Origin of the sequence: Aeromonas dhakensis (genome assembly GCF_002285935.1) — a bacterium.
Taxonomy (GTDB): Bacteria; Pseudomonadota; Gammaproteobacteria; order Enterobacterales; family Aeromonadaceae; genus Aeromonas; species Aeromonas dhakensis.
This window is the reverse complement of the sequence record NZ_CP023141.1, coordinates 2,078,070-2,096,256: the sequence shown is the minus strand read 5'-3', so window position 1 is coordinate 2,096,256 and position 18,187 is coordinate 2,078,070. Positions and strand designations below refer to the sequence as shown.

General features: G+C 64.4%; 14 protein-coding genes. 10 read left to right on the top strand and 4 right to left on the bottom strand.

Features of this window, described 5'->3' with window-relative positions:
- Positions 1-171: 171 nt before the first annotated feature.
- Entirely contained in the window at positions 172-1,509 is a 1,338-nt protein-coding gene (gene astB, locus CK627_RS10235) for an N-succinylarginine dihydrolase (RefSeq protein WP_017765058.1), read from the top strand.
- Positions 1,510-1,593: 84 nt separating this feature from the next.
- Here the strand turns inward: astB and sohB are convergent, their stop codons facing one another.
- The gene (gene sohB, locus CK627_RS10230; protein WP_043171803.1) at positions 1,594-2,601 is read right to left on the bottom strand and encodes a protease SohB; all 1,008 of its coding nucleotides are present in this window, start codon (positions 2,599-2,601) and stop codon (positions 1,594-1,596) included.
- Positions 2,602-2,834: 233 nt separating this feature from the next.
- Between sohB and CK627_RS10225 the strand changes: the two genes are divergently transcribed.
- Together CK627_RS10225 and CK627_RS10220 are read left to right on the top strand one after the other, a co-directional pair.
- On the top strand, positions 2,835-3,590 hold the full coding sequence (locus tag CK627_RS10225; RefSeq protein WP_010633256.1) for a YciK family oxidoreductase: 756 nt from the start codon (positions 2,835-2,837) through the stop codon (positions 3,588-3,590).
- 117 nt (positions 3,591-3,707) lie between these two features.
- On the top strand, positions 3,708-4,592 hold the full coding sequence (locus CK627_RS10220; RefSeq protein WP_017765055.1) for a LysR family transcriptional regulator: 885 nt from the start codon (positions 3,708-3,710) through the stop codon (positions 4,590-4,592).
- Between the two features lie 59 nt (positions 4,593-4,651).
- Here the strand turns inward: CK627_RS10220 and CK627_RS10215 are convergent, their stop codons facing one another.
- Positions 4,652-5,824 carry an MFS transporter gene (locus CK627_RS10215; RefSeq protein WP_010633254.1) on the bottom strand — a complete coding sequence of 391 codons (1,173 nt, stop codon included), beginning with the start codon at positions 5,822-5,824 and terminating at the stop codon, positions 4,652-4,654.
- Positions 5,825-5,985: 161 nt separating this feature from the next.
- Between CK627_RS10215 and CK627_RS10210 the strand changes: the two genes are divergently transcribed.
- Both CK627_RS10210 and CK627_RS10205 read left to right on the top strand, forming a co-directional pair.
- A complete protein-coding gene (locus tag CK627_RS10210) occupies positions 5,986-7,125 on the top strand; it encodes a MalY/PatB family protein (RefSeq protein ID WP_010633253.1) in 1,140 nt (379 codons plus the stop codon).
- Between the two features lie 221 nt (positions 7,126-7,346).
- Positions 7,347-8,729, top strand: a complete 1,383-nt coding sequence (locus tag CK627_RS10205; RefSeq protein ID WP_095592259.1) for a TAXI family TRAP transporter solute-binding subunit — start codon at positions 7,347-7,349, stop codon at positions 8,727-8,729.
- 69 nt (positions 8,730-8,798) lie between these two features.
- Here CK627_RS10205 and CK627_RS10200 read toward each other — a convergent pair whose 3' ends face one another.
- Positions 8,799-9,707 (bottom strand): LysR family transcriptional regulator, encoded by a 909-nt coding sequence (locus tag CK627_RS10200; protein ID WP_095592258.1) that lies wholly within the window; start codon positions 9,705-9,707, stop codon positions 8,799-8,801.
- Between the two features lie 187 nt (positions 9,708-9,894).
- Here CK627_RS10200 and CK627_RS10195 point away from each other — a divergent pair, with 187 nt between their 5' ends.
- From CK627_RS10195 to ygjK, 4 genes are all read left to right on the top strand, one after another.
- Entirely contained in the window at positions 9,895-11,151 is a 1,257-nt protein-coding gene (locus CK627_RS10195) for an adenylosuccinate synthetase (protein WP_005303296.1), read from the top strand.
- Between the two features lie 214 nt (positions 11,152-11,365).
- Positions 11,366-11,902, top strand: coding sequence for a YbhB/YbcL family Raf kinase inhibitor-like protein (locus tag CK627_RS10190; RefSeq protein WP_095592257.1), 537 nt, complete (start codon positions 11,366-11,368; stop codon positions 11,900-11,902).
- An 11-nt stretch (positions 11,903-11,913) separates the two neighbouring features.
- A complete protein-coding gene (locus tag CK627_RS10185; RefSeq protein WP_095592256.1) occupies positions 11,914-12,726 on the top strand; it encodes a helix-turn-helix transcriptional regulator in 813 nt (270 codons plus the stop codon).
- Positions 12,727-12,910: 184 nt separating this feature from the next.
- Positions 12,911-15,391, top strand: a complete 2,481-nt coding sequence (gene ygjK / locus CK627_RS10180; RefSeq protein ID WP_095592255.1) for an alpha-glucosidase — start codon at positions 12,911-12,913, stop codon at positions 15,389-15,391.
- Positions 15,392-15,469: 78 nt separating this feature from the next.
- Here ygjK and tyrS read toward each other — a convergent pair whose 3' ends face one another.
- Positions 15,470-16,669 (bottom strand): tyrosine--tRNA ligase, encoded by a 1,200-nt coding sequence (tyrS, locus tag CK627_RS10175; RefSeq protein WP_005303305.1) that lies wholly within the window; start codon positions 16,667-16,669, stop codon positions 15,470-15,472.
- A 114-nt stretch (positions 16,670-16,783) separates the two neighbouring features.
- Between tyrS and CK627_RS10170 the strand changes: the two genes are divergently transcribed.
- Positions 16,784-18,094, top strand: a complete 1,311-nt coding sequence (locus tag CK627_RS10170; RefSeq protein WP_095592254.1) for a peptidoglycan DD-metalloendopeptidase family protein — start codon at positions 16,784-16,786, stop codon at positions 18,092-18,094.
- Positions 18,095-18,187: the final 93 nt, after the last annotated feature.

The following is an 18,187-nucleotide window of genomic DNA, read 5'->3' as shown; positions in this document are numbered from 1 at the left end:
CCACCCTCTTTTTATATTGGAAACGACATAACCAACCGCTCTTGTAACATAACAAACCAGTTTCGTTATCAGCTTGTTACAAAAGACAAAATCTCCTTATAATGGCTGCATCCCGCAGCATTGTGCGCGGAAGGAACCGCTACCCATATAAAAATCGAAAGGATGTACTCAATGAAGCACTTCGAGGTCAACTTCGACGGCCTGGTCGGCCCGACCCACAACTATGCCGGCTTGTCCTATGGCAACGTCGCCTCCCAGAACAATGCCAAGGAAGCGTCCAATCCGAAGGAGGCCGCCAAGCAGGGTCTGCGCAAGATGAAGGCCTTGACCGACCTCGGCATGGTGCAGGGGGTACTGGCCCCGCAGGAGCGACCGGATCTCGCCACCCTGCGTCGCCTCGGCTTCACCGGCAACGATGCAAGCGTCTTGGCCCAGGCCGCCAAACAGGCGCCCGCCGTGCTGGCCGCCTGCTACTCGGCCTCCAGCATGTGGACCGCCAACGCCGCCACCGTCTCCCCCAGTGCCGATACCCAGGATGGCCGCATCCACTTCACCCCCGCCAACCTGACCAACAAGTTTCACCGCTCCCTCGAGCCCGAGGTGACCGGTCGCATCCTGCGCGCCGTGTTCAACAACGACCGCCACTTCTACCACCATCAGCACCTGCCGGAGAACGACCACTTCGGTGACGAAGGTGCCGCCAACCACACCCGGCTGTGCCGCGCCTATGGCGAGTCCGGGGTCGAACTGTTCGTCTACGGCCGCAGCGCCTTCGACGTCTCCCAGCCCGCCCCCAAACGCTACCCGGCCCGCCAGACCCTGGAAGCGAGCCAGGCCATCGCCCGCCTGCACGGCCTGGGGGACGAGAGCGCAGTCTTCATCCAGCAGAACCCGGACGTGATCGATCAGGGGGTCTTCCACAACGACGTGATCGCGGTGGGCAACCAGAACGTGCTGTTCTTCCACCAGCAGGCGTTCCTCAACACCGCCTCGGCGCTGGCCGAGGTGCGCACCAAGTTCGGTGACGGCGAGCTGCACTTTATCGAGGTGCCCACTGCCGAGGTGTCGGTGCAGGATGCGGTGAAGTCCTATCTGTTCAACACCCAGATCCTGACCCTGCCGTCCGGTGAGATGGCGATCATCGCCCCCACCGAGTGCCGCGACAACCCGGCGGTGTCGGCCTATCTGGCCAGGCTGGTGACCCTGGGGACCCCGATCAAGGGGGTGCACTACATGGACGTGAAGCAGAGCATGAAAAACGGCGGCGGCCCCGCCTGTCTGCGGCTGCGGGTCGCCATGAACGACACCGAGCTCGCCGCGGTCAACCCGGCCTGCCTCATCACCGACAGCCAGTTTGCCCGCCTGGACGCCTGGGTGGATAAACACTACCGCGACAGCCTGGCGCTGGACGATCTGCGCGACCCGGCGCTGGTCATGGAGTCCCGCACCGCGCTGGACGAGCTGACCCAGATCCTGAAACTGGGCTCCGTCTACCCGTTCCAGCGCTGAGACGCGCCATCGGCTTGCAGCGCCGACCCCATGAAAAAGCCGGGCAAGTGCCCGGCTCTCTTTTTTCCGTCCTTGAACTGTACCTCAGCGCCAGGGGCCCTGCTGCCACAGGCGACCCAGACCGGATTCCAGCGCCACGGCAGCCTGCTGGCCGAGCTTCTGGGTCAGGCTTTTCGGCTTGCTGTAGCGAATGCCGACCACCTTGTGCTGGCTGGCCTGGGCCAGCAGATAGTCATCGCTGGTGCAGAGGCTGTCCACCAGCCCGAGCTGCTTGGCCTGGCTCGCCAGCCAGTGCTCGCCTGTGGTGACCTTGTCGATGTCGAGGCTGGGTCTGTGCTCGGCCACGAATGCCTTGAAGCGCTCGTGAATGGCGCCCAGCTCCTCACGAAACTTCTCGCGCCCCAGGTCGTCGTTCTCGCCGAACATGGTGATGGTGCGCTTGTACTGGCCGGCGGTGTGCATCTCGAACTCGATGTCGTGCTTTTTGAGCAGCTTGTTGAAGTTCGGCAGCTGGGCGATCACCCCGATGGAGCCGACGATGGCGAACGGCGCCGCCAGGATCTGATCGGCCACGCAGGCCATCATGTAGCCGCCGCTCGCCGCCACCTTGTCGATGGCCACGGTCAGCTTGATGTCACGATCCCGCAGCCGCTGCAGCTGGGAGGCCGCCAGACCGTAGCCGTGCACCACGCCGCCGCCGGATTCGAGCCGCAGCAGCACTTCGTCGCCCGGCTGGGCCACGCCTATCACGGCGCTCACCTCTTCGCGCAGGGAGGCCACCTCCCTGGCATCCATGCTGCCGTGAAAATCGATGACGAACAGCCGGCTGCGGGCATCTTCGCTCTTGGCTCGCGCCTTCTGCTCGGCCTTGCGCGCCTTCTCCAGCTGCTTGCGCTCCGCCTTGCCGGCCAATGCAGCCTGCAACTGGTGACGCCCCTGCTCCAGCTCGCTGGATAGATCGGTGACCACCAGCTCCCCCTTGCGGGATTTGGGCTGACGGCTGCTCACCACCATCAGGATGACGGCGCCGATGGCGAGCAGTAGGGTAATGGTCTTGGCCAGGAACAGGCCATATTCGGTCAAAAATGCCACTTGATGCTCCACTGGTGTGCCCCCGGGGGGACGATTTTTTCACATTCTAGGGAGTTTGCCCGGTGCGCGCAAAAACTCTGCGTCAACCCGTCAGAAATGCCAATCGACAATCACAACCCCTCTGATTTATTCACATTTTTGCCATCTCATACTGGTCAAACGCCGTGCGGGATCAGTACACTTGCCCCTCTATTGCCGGGCGCATCAGCCACGAATTGTTAACAGGAGTTGTCATGTTCGATTATCAGGCCCCCCAGGATCTGCTCAAGGACAAGGTCATTCTGGTCACGGGTGCCGGTGACGGCATCGGCCGCGAAGCGGCACTCACCTATGCGGCCCACGGCGCCACCGTGATCCTGCTCGGACGCACCAGCGCCAAGCTGGAGGCGGTCTACGACCAGATCGAGGCGGCCGGCCACCCGCTGCCCGCCATCGTGCCGGTGGATCTGAAGGGGGCGACCGCCGCCCACTATCGCGGCATGGCCGAGACCTTCGCCCAGCAGTTCGGCCGCCTCGACGGCGTGCTGTTCAACGCCGGCCTGCTCGGCACCCTGTCACCGTTCGAACACATCCAGGAGCAGGAGTGGGACGAGGTGATGCAGGTCAACGTCAAATCCGAATTCCTGCTGACCCAGGCGCTGCTGCCGCTCATCCGCCAGACCGCCAAGGAGCACGGCGATGCCTCCATCGTCTACACCTCCTCCAGCGTGGGTCGCAAGGGCCGCGCCTACTGGGGCACCTATGCCATCTCCAAGTTCGCCATCGAAGGCATGATGGAGGTGCTGGCGGACGAGCTGGAGAACACCTCGGTGCGGGTCAACACCCTCAACCCGGGCGGTACCCGCACCAAGATGCGGGCCAGCGCCTTCCCGGCCGAAGATCCGCAAACCCTCAAGACCCCGGCCGACCTGATGCCGCTCTATCTCTATCTGATGGGAGTGGACAGCAAGGGCAAAACCGGCCAGACCTTTGTGGCCCAGCCCAAATAAATCAACAAAATAACCCCAACCCTGCGCGGCATGGGGTTAAATTCAATAGGGTGCCATCGGCACCCTGTTGCGAATATGGCAAGGCCCGTTCCATCCAGTCCCTTATCAGGTTGAGATATGTTTCGTCCCAAGAGCACGTTTGAGCAATGGCGGATCTTTCAGGCCGTGGTGGATTGTGGCGGCTACGCCCAGGCCGCCGAGGCGCTGAACAAGAGCCAGTCCTCCCTCAATCATGCGGTAGCCAAACTGCAGCAGAGTCTGGGGGTGGCCCTGCTGGAGGTGAGAGGGCGCAAAGCGGTGCTGACGCCGGCGGGGGAGATCTTCCTCAAGCGTGCCCGTCAGCTCAGCCAGCAGGTGGAAGAGCTGGAGAACCTGGCCAACAACCTGGAGCGGCAGTGGGAGCCGCAGATCAACCTCTATGTGTCGGTGATGCAGCCGCGCGAGCGGCTCTATCGGGCGCTGGCCCACTTCTACCCCCGCAGCCGGGGCTGCCGGGTCAATCTGCACGAACGCATCCACTGCCACTTCAACGCCCTGCAGGTGGGGGATCTGATGCTCTCCGAACACCTGCCCCATGATCGCACCGGTCTGCCGCTGGACGAGGTGTGTCTGCTGCCGCTCTGCGCGGCCGATCACCCGCTCGCCACTCAGGGCGGCGCCATCGCCGCCGAGGCGCTGGCCGGCCACAACCAGATCAGCCTGCACCCCCCCATTCACCGCTCGGTGGACTGGAACGATGCGGACGACACCGGCTGGAAGGCGACCCACTACCACGAGGTGATCGCCATGCTCAGGCTCGGCCTCGGCTACGCCTGGCTGCCCCGCCACCTGGTGCAGGAGGAGCTGGCGAGCGGCGAGCTGGTGGCGCTGGATCTGGCCGGTGGCAACGAGCGCCACCTCTATACCTATCTGCTGACGCCGTCGGCCGACGCCCTGGGCCCGGCCACCGAGCTGCTGCTGCGCTGCCTGCGCAACGAATATCAGGACGACAGCGACCGCTAACCCGCTCCCCCGCCGCCATCAGGCAGTGAGGCGGGGCAGACCCGCCCACCCCTTTGGCTTCAGACGTTCGGCACCCGCCAGCAGGCGGCCAGTGCCAGCAGCGCCAGCCCCATGGCCACCATGAAGACCCCGTGAAAGCTCCAGATCTCCGCCACAGTCCCCGCTATCGCCCCCGCCATGATGGAGCCGGTGCGGATGCTGTTGGCGAACAGGGTGGTCGCCACCCCGGCGCGGCCCGGCATCAGATCCTGGAAGTAGGACATGCCGATACCGGCGACGATGCCGATGAAGATGGCGTTGAGCAGTTGCAGCGCAATGAGGGCATGCTGGCTTGACAGGGTCACCAGCCCCACGTAGAAGCCCACCCCGGCCAACACCGCCAGCAGCATCATGGGGCGCTTGCCAAAACGCTGGGTGTAGTGACCCGCCAGCAGCATGAAGGGGATCTCGAGAGCCGCCGCCGTGCCCATCAGTACCCCGGCCAGCTTCTCCTCCAGCCCCAGCTCGCGAGTGATGTAGAGCGGCATGTTGATGAGGTACATGCTGTTGCAGGTCCACATCAGGGTGGAGGCGATAAAGAGCGCGCGCACCGACGGATCCCGCCAGCTGCTGACCCGTTCCACCTCGCTGTCCATCACCGGCAGCGGCAGCGAGGGCAGCCAGCGCCACACCACGAAGGCGCAGAGCAGATAGGCCAGTGCGGAGGCGAGGTACATCACCTCGAAGCCGTAACCGATGGCCAGCGCGAAGGCGATGGGGGGCCCTATCACCCAGGCCAGCGAGAACTGGGCCCGCAGCACCGAGCTGAACATGTCGGCCCGCTTGTTGCGGCTGTCGGCGTATTCCCGCGCCAGTGCGAACAGCTGGGGGCTGGCGGTAGCGGCCAGGCTTGCCAGCAGCACCCCCAGGCTCACCAGCAGCCAGTATTGACGGTTCCAGGCAAACAGCAGGGAGAGCACCACGCCGGCGAAGCAGCAGCGCAGGATCAGTCGCTTGCGATCCCCCTTGTTGTCGGAGCGATGGCCAAGCCATTGGCTGATGAGGATGCCGATCACCGCGTTGACGGTATAGAAGAGCCCCACTAGGAAGGGGCGCACCTGCACCTCCTCGGCCAGAAACAGGCTCAGGGTGGGCACCTGCAGCGCCACCGCCACCCCGGTCATGAAGGTCACGGCCAGAAAAGAGAGAGAGACGGGATCCGTCCTGTTGCGGGCAGCAGTCAACAAGCGCATAGAATTACCACTGATTGGAGGGAAGAAAACTGGCCAAAATTCGGCAAGTGCATGAAATGGCGCCGCTTATTTTATGTCATTATCAAGAGCCACCTCAAGGCTTGCGACCCCGTCCCCGACCCCGTACAGTGAAAGCCCACTGGCCAGCATAAGGATTTCACATGTTTGATTTTGACCGGGAAATAGATCGCAGCGGCACCATGAGCCTGAAATGGGACAAGTACAAGGGACAGGACGTGCTGCCCATGTGGGTCGCCGACACCGACTTCGTCTCCCCCCCTGCCGTCGTCGAGGCCCTCACGGCACGGGTCGCCCACGGCATCTTCGGCTACTCCCGCCCCTCTCCCCGGCTGATCGAACTCATCATCACGCGGCTGGCCAGCCGCTATGGCTGGACCATCCAGCCCGAGTGGCTCGTCTTCCTGCCCGGGGTGGTACCCGGTCTTAACCTGGCCTGCAAGGCCTGGAGCCAGCACGGCCGTGGCATCATCACCCCCAAGCCGGTCTACTACCCCTTCCTGCAGGCGCCGGGCTTCAACGACCGGCCGCTGCTCACCGTGCCCATGGTGGAAGAGGCCGGCCGCTGGGTGCTGGATATCGAGGAGCTGGAACGCCAGGCGCCGGCGGCGGATCTGCTGCTGCTGTGCAACCCGCAAAACCCGGGCGGCACCGTCTTCACCCGCGAGGAGCTGCTGGCCATCGACGCCATCGCCGAGCGCCACAACCTGGTGATCTGCTCCGATGAAATTCACTGCGACCTGTTGCTGGACAAGGACGCCCGCCACATCCCCTACGGCGCCATCAGCCCGGCGGCGGCCGAGCGTTCGGCGGTGATGATGGCCCCGAGCAAGACCTTCAACATCGCCGGGCTCTGCTGCGCCTTCGCAGTGGTGCCCAATGCCCGTCTGCGCCTCAAGCTGCAGCAGGCGATGCGCGGCATCAGTGCCGACGTCAACCTGCTGGGTTTCGTGGCCGCCGAGGCGGCCTATGAAGGGGGCGAACAGTGGCTCAGCGAACAGCTCGACTACCTGGCCGCCAACCTGGCGCTGATCGAGCAGGCGGTCGCCCGCTGGCCCGGCATCAAGCTGGCGCGCCATCAGGCCACCTACCTCGCCTGGATCGACGTGAGCGCGTTGGGGCTGGACGATCCCATCGCCTTCTTCGAGCAGGCCGGGGTGGGGCTCTCCCCCGGTGCCCAGTTTGGCGACGGCCAGTTCGTGCGGCTCAACTTCGGCTGCACCCGGGCCCGCCTCGTCGAGGCACTGGCCCGCATGGAGAAGGCCATCCTGGCTCGCCGCTGAGCCCCTGCGGGGCGGCGCCGGCCGACCCCGCAATATAATCTGTCCGACCCGATCCGTATCCGCACGCAATAGGGTATATTTTGGCGACGCCCCACCCCGGCCATCCCGGGGCGCCAGGGGCCACCCAACACGGCACCGGCCGCCCTCTTGCGGGCAACGGCCCGATGCCAACCGGGATGGGGCTGACCCATCCTTTTTATCAGCCAATGATCCGGTTCACTATGTTCCAACGCGTCTTGCACCTTCTGCCCATCCGGCTTCGCCGAGCCCTGCCCTGGCTGGCAGCGACCCTGGCCCTGCCCCTGCAGGCCGCCACCTATCTCACCATCGGTACGGGGCCGCTGAACGGCGTCTACTACCCGACCGGCGGCGCCATCTGCCGGCTGCTCAATGAAGAGAGCGGCAGCCACGGCCTGCACTGCTCGGTGCAGAGTACCTCGGGTTCCCTCGCCAACCTGAAGGCACTGGCGCAGGGCAACATCCAGCTGGCGCTGGTGCAGTCGGACGTGCTGCATCACGCCGCTCACGGCACGGGCCCCTTCCAGGGCCAGCCCCCCGCCGATCAGCTGCGCAGCCTCTACCGCCTCCATCAGGAGTCGCTGACCCTGCTTGCCAGCGCCAACAGCAACATCAACACCCTGGCCGACATCGAAGGCAAGCGGGTCGATCTCGGCAACCCGGGCTCCGGGGAACGGGTCACCAGCCAGGCGCTGCTCGACGCCATGGGCTGGCAGGCCAAGAGCTTTGCCCCCCTCATCCCCGCCGCGGCCAACAACCGGCTGGAGGGGCTCTGTGACGGTACCCTGGACGCCGCCTTCGTGGTGGCGGGCCACCCCAATCAGGCCATCGGCGATCTCACCGGCCGCTGCAAGGCGCGCCTCATCCCCATCGAAGGGGAGCAGGTCGACGCGCTGCTCAAACAGCATCCCTACTATCAGCGCGGCCGCATCGGCGCCAACCTCTATCCGGGCCAGACCAGCGGGATCAACACCTTCGCCGTCACCGCCGAGCTGGTGGCGCTGGCCAGCCTGCCGGATAGCGAGGTGCGCACCGTGCGCGACGTGTTGAGCGGCCGGCTCAAGCAGTTCACCCGCCTCCACCCGGCACTGACCCAGCTCACCCTGGAAGGGATGCTGGGTGAGGCGGAAGTGCCGCGCCACGCCGGCATGACGGATGCTCCGCCCACCCTGCTGCCCGAGAGCCTGAGCCCGGCTCCGGCGACCTCGGAGGCCCTGGCTACTTCAGCGGCGCAGCCCACCGAGATGGCACGCCCCGCCGGTGAGGATGCGAAACAAGCCGCCGGCGAGACAGGCGCCCCCTCCCCGGAAGGCACGCCCGCCACTTCATCCGGGCAGACCCCTGGCGCCCTGCTGCCGACCCCCTCTGCAGCCGCGGCCACCGAGCCGAGCGCGAGTAACGTGCTCGAAGGGGCCGCCGTGGAGCAGGGCGGCAAGCTGACCGGCACGGCTGCGCCAAGCCCCTCTGCCGTGGTGAGCGGGACACAACCCGCCTCACCGGCGCCCGCCGAACCGGCATCGACAGCACCGGCACCGGCCGCACCAAGCGGCGCCTCACCAACCGGGGACGGCACGCCTGCCCAGTAAGAACGCCAAACAGCCACAACGAAAGAGGCCACCCAAGGGTGGCCTCTTTTTGTTTCGATATTGGTGGGCTCAAGCCCCAGTGTCCGGCAACGGTACCGGGCGCTGGATCTCCTGCTCCACCCAGTGCAGCAGTTGCTTGATGGCGCGCGACAGCACCTGGTTCTGGCGCACCACGTACCCCAAGCTGGTGCCGGGAAAGTCGGTGAGCCGGGTCACCGGAGCGGTCAGCTTGAGCCGCGGGTGAATGGAGAAGTCCGGCACTATGGCCACCCCGAACCCCGCCTCGGCCCAGTCGAGCTGGGCGTCCACGCTGCCTACTTCCATGATGCGACAGCTGGGCAGACCGAGCAGCGGCAAAGAGGGGTCGATGAGCGCCCGGGTACGGGTGTCGTGGCCCAGCAGGATCAGGGTAGGCTCGTCGAGGGGATCGCTCTCCCCCGCCTTCGCCCGCGCCTGCCAGCGGGCGAGGCCGTGCCCCAGTGCGCACCAGGTCACCTGCTGCAACTCGGTGTAGAAGAGCGGCTCGCTGCGCTTTTGCGCCATCACGAAGCCAAGGTCCGCCTTGCCCGCCTTGACCAGCTCAGCTGCCTGATCCGAGGTGGTGTTGAACAGGGTGAGGTCGATGCCGGGGAACTCCTGCTTGAAGCGCTGAAAGGGCTGAATGAGCAGCAGGCGCGAGATGATGTCGCTGGCGGCGATGGCCAGCGTCCCCTGGCTCAGCTGGTTGAGGGCGTTGAGATCGGACTGGCAGAGCTGCAGCTCGGCGATGGCACGCTCGGCACTTTGCAGCAGCCGCTCGCCCGCCTGGGTCAGCCGAAACGGGCTGCGCTCGATGAGTTTGACCCGGGTGGCCTGCTCCAAATTCTTGAGGTGCAGGCTCACATTCGGCTGGGTCATGTGCAGTTCGGTGGCGGTCTGGCCGAAGTGCTGCAGCCGGGCCAGGGTGACGAAGGTGTGCAGCCAGTGGATGTCCAGCATGAGGGTCCTCGTGTGCCGCCACGGCCGCACGGGCCCCTGAGGGGGACGTCGGCACGGCAGCGGGGCGGTTTGCCGATAAATTCGCCGCAATTATATGACTCTCTTATCGGAATTATAAAGATAATTAATTTTTCTAATCCGCCCCGGCCTCCTAGGATGATCGCCTAACGTCTTAGGAGAAAGAGTCATGTCGTCTATCGTAGTCGTAGGTGCCAACTGGGGTGATGAAGGCAAAGGCCGCATCGTGGATTATCTGGCAGGCCAAGCCGGCGCCAGCATTCGCTTCCAGGGCGGCAACAACGCCGGCCATACCGTCGTCAACGACCTTGGCACCTTCAAGCTGCACCAGGTTCCGAGCGGTGTGTTCAACCCGGATTGCCTGGTCGTGCTGGGCCCGGGCATGGTGATCAGCCCCGAGAAACTGACCGTCGAGCTGGACGAAGTGAAAGCCTCCGGCGTCACTCCCAAGCTGGCCATCTCTGATCGCGCCACCCTCTGCCTGCCGCTGCACGCCATGGAAGACACCCTGGAAGAGCAGCGCCTGGGCGATGGCGCCTACGGCTCCACCCGTCAGGGCATCGCTCCCGCCTATGGCGATCGCGTCATGAAGAAAGCGATCCTGGTGGGCTGGCTGAAGCAGCCGGAAGTGCTGGTCGAGCGCATTCAATTCTTCCTCGACTGGAAACTGCCGCAGCTCAAAGCGCTCTACCCGACCTTCGAATTCAACCAGACCGCCCAGGAGATGGCCGACTGGCTGTTGGAAGTGTCCGCACCCTGGATCGACTCAGTCTGCAACGTCAGCATGCCGCTCAAAGCGCTGCAGGCCGAAGGCAAGACCCTGCTGTTCGAAGCCCAGCTGGGCGCCGGCCGTGACCTGATCTACGGCGAATACCCCTGGGTGACCTCCTCCCACGTTTCCGGCGCCTATGCCGGCATCGGTGGCGGCCTGCCGGGTCTGCGTCCCGAGCGCGTCATCGCCGTCGCCAAGGCGTTCAGCACCTCCGTCGGTACCGGCACCCTGCTGACCGCCATGGAGAACCAGGACGAGTTCCGCAAGATCGCCAACGAGTTCGGCGCCACCACCGGCCGTCCCCGCGACGTCGGCTACTTCGACGCCGTCGCCACCAAGAACGGTGTCGAGCTGCAGGCAGCCAACGAAGTGGCGCTGACCAAGCTGGACTGCCTGACCGGTCTGCCGGATCTGAAGATCTGCGTCGCCTACGAAGGTGCCCACACCGAGAACCCGATCTGGCCGCAAACTGCCGGTCTGAAGCCGGTTTACGAAGTGATGGAAAGCTGGAGCGAAGACATCACCGGCTGTCGTACCTTCGCCGAGCTGCCCAAAGCGGCTCAGCAGTACGTACTGCGCATCGAAGAGCTGCTGGGCGTACCGGTTCCGATGGTCTCCGTCGGCCCGGGCCGTGACGAGATGATCCTGCGCTAAGTCGCGCGACCAGCTGTCAGCACAGTAAAAAACCGGCATCCATGATGCCGGTTTTTTTATGCCCGAGGGCACCACCGCGCTTTCGCAGCGCTCACCAGCAATCAACACAACAACTCATATCATGGCGGCAAGACGACCGCTTTGAGCGGTTTGGTCACTCACCTTCTCCCCCTCTTCGCTAGACTGATCCCATCATCCACCGAGGAGCCTCACCATGAAGATTGCCAAGCGTACCACCCTGCTCTCCCTGCTGTGCGTGGCGGCTCTGCCCGCCAGTGCCATGACCCTAAAGAGCAGCGACATCCACGAAGGCCAGCTGATGGACAAGGCCTTCAGCTTCAACGGCTTTGGCTGCAGCGGCGACAACCGCTCGCCCCAGCTGAGCTGGCAGGACCTGCCCGCCGGCACCAAGAGCGTCGCCATCACCGCCTATGATCCAGATGCCCCCACCGGCAGCGGCTGGTGGCACTGGCTGGTGGTGAATCTGCCGGCCAGTCAGAGCGAGCTGCCGAGCAACGCCTCGGGCAAGCTCAAGCAGGGACTGGAGCTTCAGACCGACTTCGGCAGCCAGGGTTACGGCGGCCCCTGCCCGCCCGCCGGCCACGGCATGCACCGCTACCAGTTCACCGCCTGGGCTCTGCCCCAGCCCCTGGAGGTGAAGGCAGACACCCCGCCCGCCATGGTAGGCTACATGCTCAACAGCATGGCTCTTGGCAAGGCCACCCTGACCGCCACCTTCGTCACCCCCTAGGAGCCAGCCGGATGAGCACGCCGCTGCTGCAACTGCACCACTATCTCGGGATCCGCCAGCAGCCGCTGCACCGGGTGCTCATCTACGCCCCCACCATCATCTGGGTGGATCAGGGTCACAAGCAGTTGTGGTGGCAGGAAAAGCGCCTGGCGTTCGATCAGGCGAGCTGGCTGCTGATCCCGGCCGGTCACCAGCTCACCTTCGTCAACCAGCCGGAGCAGGGCAAGTTTCGCTCCCGCGCGCTGACCCTGCTGACCCCGCCCCCCGTCGAATGGCTTAGCGCCGCCCAGGCCGGCCCGCTCAGGGAGCCGCGCCTCGCGGTCAGTCCGGCGCTGGCTTTCTGTTTCGAGCTGGTCTGCTCCATGGCGGATCGGCGACTCCATGAGGCCACCCAGGCTCAGCTGCTGCAGGGCTTCTACGCCGAGCTGCAGGCCGCCGGCGGGCTCGACCTGCTGTTTCCTGCCCATACCATGACCCTCGGCGAGCGGCTGGCCAGCTACCTCGGGGTGGAGCCGGGCGCCGACCACACTCTGGAGGGGGTGGCACCGCACTTCGCGATGAGTCGCGCCTCCATGGCACGCAAGCTGGCCGCCGAGGGGCGCAGCTTTCGCCAGCTGCTGACCCAGGTGCGCATGAGCCACGCCCTCACCCTGCTGCAGCAGGGGCTGGCACCGCTGGAGACGGCCCTCGCCTGTGGCTACGACTCCCCCAGCCGCTTTGCCGCCCGCTTCAAGCAGGAGTTCGGCCTGACCCCCTATCAATACCTGCGCACCTGCCCCTCCTCTCTCTCGCTGGCTGCCGCCAGACAAGTAAATAGTTACTAAAACATCAAACTATGTAACCTCGTGTAACCGGGTGATCCGGCTCACACCTGCCCCTCCGGCACTGTGACACAGCGCCAATAATCCCCTCAAAATCGCCCTATAATGGCTCTCGCAAACGGTTTCACTAAAACAAGCACTAAAAAACACCTTCCTTAACCTACAAAAACTGTCATTGGAGCGAGAGATGTTTCGTAAAAGTTTACTATCCGTCACCCTGAGCGTCGCCCTGTTCGGCCTCACAGCCTGCAACGGCAATGACTCCAGCAGCCCGGCCGCCCCCAGCGCCACCCTGGCGAACCAGTATCAGAACGTGATCGACCGCAGCGGCACCCCGCTCCAGTTCCGTGACTTTGACAGCTACTCCAACCTCAAATACAACCCGCTGCTCGATCTCGGCGCCTGGCACGGCTTCCTGCTGCCCGCCAGCGACAGCGAATGGGGTGGCTTTACCGGCCCCATGGTCATCGCCGAGGAGTACAGCCTGTTCTTCGCAAGCGAATTGGACAAGCTGACCCTGAGCGACGAGAACGGCCGCGCCTTCCCGCTCACCAGCGCCAGCAAGCAGGCGCTGTACGCCATCCCGGGGGCGCTGGTGCAGCGCTTCGAATTCGAACCCTTCACCCTTGAGCTGGAGCTGCGCTATGGCGATGCCCGCACTGCGCTGGTTCGCACCCGCCTCATCAACCACACTGACGCCCCCCTCCCCCTCAAGCTCAACTGGCAGGGGGAGTTGCTCAACCAGTGGGATGCCAACAAGACGGTCGCCGAGCAGTACCCCGCCTGGACCCGCACCATCAGCCAGACCGAGCGCGGCGTGGCATTCCAGTTCGGCAAGCTGCGCAGCACCTGGAACATCATGCAAAGCGGCAGCGCCAGCTACCGCATCGATCGCACCCTGCCCAGCCGTACCACCCTCGACGAGCAGGGGCTCGGCTACGTGAGCGAGGCCAGCCTCACCCTGGCCGCCAAGGGGCAGCAGGATATCTACACCCTGCAGAGCTATGTGCACTCCAGCGATGAGGCGAGTCGCTTCGAGCAGAGCCGCCAAGCGCTGCTGGCCGACCCCGCCAGCCATTTCGACGACTCCATCCGCCGCTGGGAGGATTACCTGGCGCGCGGCCTCTCCAATCAGGGGATCCCGGAATCGGAGCGGCGCATCGCGGTCAAGGCGATGGAGACCCTCAACGGCAACTGGCGTTCCCCGGCCGGTGCCATCCTGCACGACGGGGTGACCCCCTCCAACACCGCCCGCTGGTTCGACGGGGTCTGGGCCTGGGACAGCTGGAAGCACGCCTATGCCATGGCCCACTTCAACCCCGAGGTAGCCAAGAACAACGTGCGCGCCATGTATGACTACCAGATCCAGGCCGATGACCCGGTCCGGCCACAGGATGCCGGCATGGTGATCGACGCCGTCTTCTACAACAAGCTCGCCGATCGCGGTGGCGACGGCGGCAACTGGAACGAGCGCGACACCAAGCCGCCTCTCTCCGCCTGGGCCATCTGGGAGATCTACAGCGCCACCAAGGACAAGGCCTTCATCGCCGAGATGTATCCGAAGATCCAGGCCTATCACGACTGGTGGTACCGGGCCCGGGACAACAACCGCAACGGCATCATCGAATACGGTGCCACCCGCCACGTCGAGCACAACGACGAGTTTGGCAACATCACCTTCAAGGTGCAGTACCCGACGGGGGCACCGGTCGGGCTGGATCTGTCGAGCTGTACCGATGAGGGAGATGGCTGGTATGGCTGCGCCGGCATGGCACTCTATCAGCAGGTATTGAGCGTTGGCGGCTACGCCGACATGGATATCGGCGCCCAGCACGGCGCGGGCTGGGAGTCCGGCATGGACAACGCCGCCCGCTTCGGCTTTATCGAGCCGGATCAGCTCAAGCGCTATGCCGACAAGACCTATGGCGGCGACCTGGCCAGGGCGCGCCAGGACTGGAACGTCTTCTTCTTCGAAAACCATCAGGATGACGGCGAACTCATCGGCTTCTCCATCGATCAGGAGTCGGTGGAGCTCAACGCCTTCCTCGCCAAGGAGAAGCGCATCCTGGCCGACATGGCCGAGCTGCTCGGCAAGCCGGACGAGGCGAGCCGCTACCGCGAAGGGGCGATCCAGCTGGCGGGCTACATCAACAGCTGCCTGTTCGATGAGGCCTCCGGCTTCTATTACGACCGCCAGATAGCCCAGGGGGATCTGCCCGACGCCAACGGCTGCGTCGGCAAGCTGTTGACCGCCCGCGGCCGCGGCCCGGAAGGGTGGAGTCCGCTCTGGGCCGAGGTGGCGGACAAGGAGAAGGCGGCGCGGGTACGCGAGGTGATGCTCAATGCCCAGGAGTTCAACACCAGGGTGCCGCTCGGCACGGCGGCGCTGACCAACCCGGCCTACGACCCCGACATCTACTGGCGCGGCCGGGTCTGGCTGGACCAGTTCTACTTCGGGGTGAAGGGGCTGGAGAACTACGGCTATCGCAGCGATGCCCAACAGCTCGTCAACAAGCTGTTTGCCAACGCCGAGGGGCTGGCGGGCAGCGGCCCCATCCGCGAGAACTACAACCCGGAGACCGGCGCCATGCAGGGGGCCAGCAACTTTAGCTGGAGCTCGGCCCATCTCTACATGCTCTATCGCAACTTCCTGAAAACAGAGGGCTGATCCCTCTGAGCAGCCATAAGCCAACAAAAAGGCCTCCGCAAGGGAGGCCTTTCTTATGGCGGCGCCGGTGGTGGCGACTTACTTGACGGTCACCCTGGCAAACTTGCGCTTGCCGACCTGGTAGACGGCGGTACCGGCACCGATGAGTGCCTTGCCATCGTCCAGCTTCTCGCCGTCAACCTTGACCGCGCCCTGCTTGATCATCCGCAGCGCTTCGGAGGTGGTGGCCACCAGATCGGCATCTTTCAGCAGGTTGGCGATGGCCAGCCCTTCGCCTTCCAAAGCCAGCTCGACTTCCGGCATCTCGTCCGGAATGGCGTTCTTGGAGAAGCGCTGGGTGAAGTCTTCGTGGGCCGCTTCGGCTGCCGCTTCGTCGTGATAACGGGCGATGATCTCCTTGGCCAGCCAGATCTTCACGTCACGCGGGTTGAGGGTACCGGCAGCGATACCTGCCTTGAACTCTTCGATTTCAGCCAGCGGACGGAAGGAGAGTAGCTCGTAGTAGTTCCACATCAGATCGTCGGTGATGGACATGATCTTGCCGAACATCTCGCCCGGGGCATCGTGTACGCCGATGTAGTTGGCAGCGGACTTGGACATCTTCTTGACGCCGTCCAGGCCCACCAAGAGCGGCATCATCAGCACGCACTGGGTCGCCATGCCGGCATCTTTTTGCAGCTCGCGGCCCATCAGCAGGTTGAACTTCTGATCGGTACCGCCGAGCTCGACGTCCGCCTTCAGCGCGACCGAGTCATAGCCTTGCAGCAGCGGATAGAGGAATTCGTGAATGGCGATGGACTGGCCGTTGCTGTAGCGCTTCTTGAAGTCGTCGCGCTCCATCATGCGGGCCACGGTCTGCTTGGCCGCCAGCTTGATCATGCCGGTCGCGCCCAGCTCGCTCAGCCAGGTCGAGTTGTACTCGATGCGGGTCTTGGCGGGATCGAGGATCTTGAACGCCTGCTCGGCATAGGTGAGGGCGTTGTGCTTGATCGCCTCTTCGGAGAGCGGCGGACGGGTGGCGTTCTTGCCGGAGGGGTCACCCACCATGGCGGTGAAGTCACCGATCAGCAGGATCACTTCATGGCCCAGATCCTGGAAGGTCTTCAGCTTGTTGAGGATCACGGTATGACCCAGATGAATGTCGGGAGCCGTCGGGTCCATCCCCAACTTGATGCGCAGCGGGCGCCCTTCCTTCAACTTGGCGACCAGTTCTTCTTCCACCAGAATTTCTTCCGCTCCGCGCTTGATCTCGGCTAGCGCCACCTCGAGCTGGGACATTTTTTGACTCTCCAATCACGATTCCACAGGGCCAGACATATTACTGGAATGGCGGGCCAATTGGAAAGGCGGTAAACTCCGACATTCTTCCCGGCTCAACTTCGTCTGCTTCTCATGGTCATTTGGCACGCCTTCAACTCTCTCCCTCACTGGCACCGCAAGATGGTGCTGATCCTGAGCATCATGGTGATGATGCTGGCGGCCTGGCCCAGCGAACAGGCGGTCGCTACCCGGGTCGATGACAACGGCAACGAGCTGGCCATGGAGCAGCAGGTCGACGAGGAGGCGCTGCTGGCCGAAGCCAAGCCCGTCGCCCCGCCCAAGCCGAGCTACATCACCAAGCAGGTGAAGGTACGCAGCGGTGACAACATGGGGGTGATCTTCCAGCGCCTCGGCCTCAGCACCACGGATCTGCACCTCATCGACCAGCTCGAGGGCACGGATACCCTGCGCCTGCTCAAGCCGGGCCAGGAGCTCACCTTCAAGCTCACCAAGGGCGGCGAGCTGCACAGCCTCTACTACCCCCACAGCCTGGAGCAGGCGCTCAAGGTGAGCCGCAAGGCCGACAGCTTCGTGGCCAGACCGGTCAAGCTCGAACTCGACACTCGCGAACAGGTGGCCAAGGGCGAGATCCGCTCCAGCTTCTGGGGCGCCGCCGTCGACGCCGGCATGACCGAGGATCAGATCATGGACTTGGCCGCCATCTTCGGCTGGGACATCGACTTCGCCCAGGACCTGCAACCAGGGGACAGCTTCCGGGTGGTGTACGAGGAGAAATTCCAGGATGACGAGCGGGTTGCCTCCGGCGACATCCTGGCCGCCGAGTTCGTCAACCAGGGTGCCACCTATCGCGCCGTGCTGAACGAGGACGGCAACTACTACACCCCGGATGGCAAGGCGATGCGCAAGAGCTTCCTGCGCGCGCCGGTCAACTTCAAATACATCAGCTCCAACTTCAATCCGCGCCGGCTGCACCCGGTCACCGGCAAGGTGCGTCCCCACAACGGCATCGACTACGTGGCGCCGGTGGGCACTCCCATCATGGCGGCGGGCTCAGGCAGCGTGGTAGCCGCCGGCTACAACCAGTTCAACGGCAACTACGTCTTCATCAAGCACGCCGGCAACTACGTGACCAAGTACCTGCACCTCTCCAAGCGCACCGTCAACAAGGGGCAGCGGGTGAAACAGGGCCAGACCATCGGCAATCTGGGGGGGACCGGACGGGTCACCGGGCCGCACCTGCACTATGAATTCGTGGTGGGCGGCGTGCACAAGAACCCGCGCACTCTCAACCTGCCACAGGCAGAGACGCTGAGCGGGCGGGCGCTGGCCAGCTTCAAGGCCCAAGCCATGCCCCAGCTGGCCAAGCTGGACAGCCCGGAGCTGCAGCTGGCCCAGAACAAGCGGGCCAACGGCGGCAGCTGAGCCACCATGCCAGAGACCCACAAGGAGCAGTCATGAGCGAGCGCTGTAAAGGCTTGATGTCCGGTACCAGAATACGGCATGGGATTGAGGCCG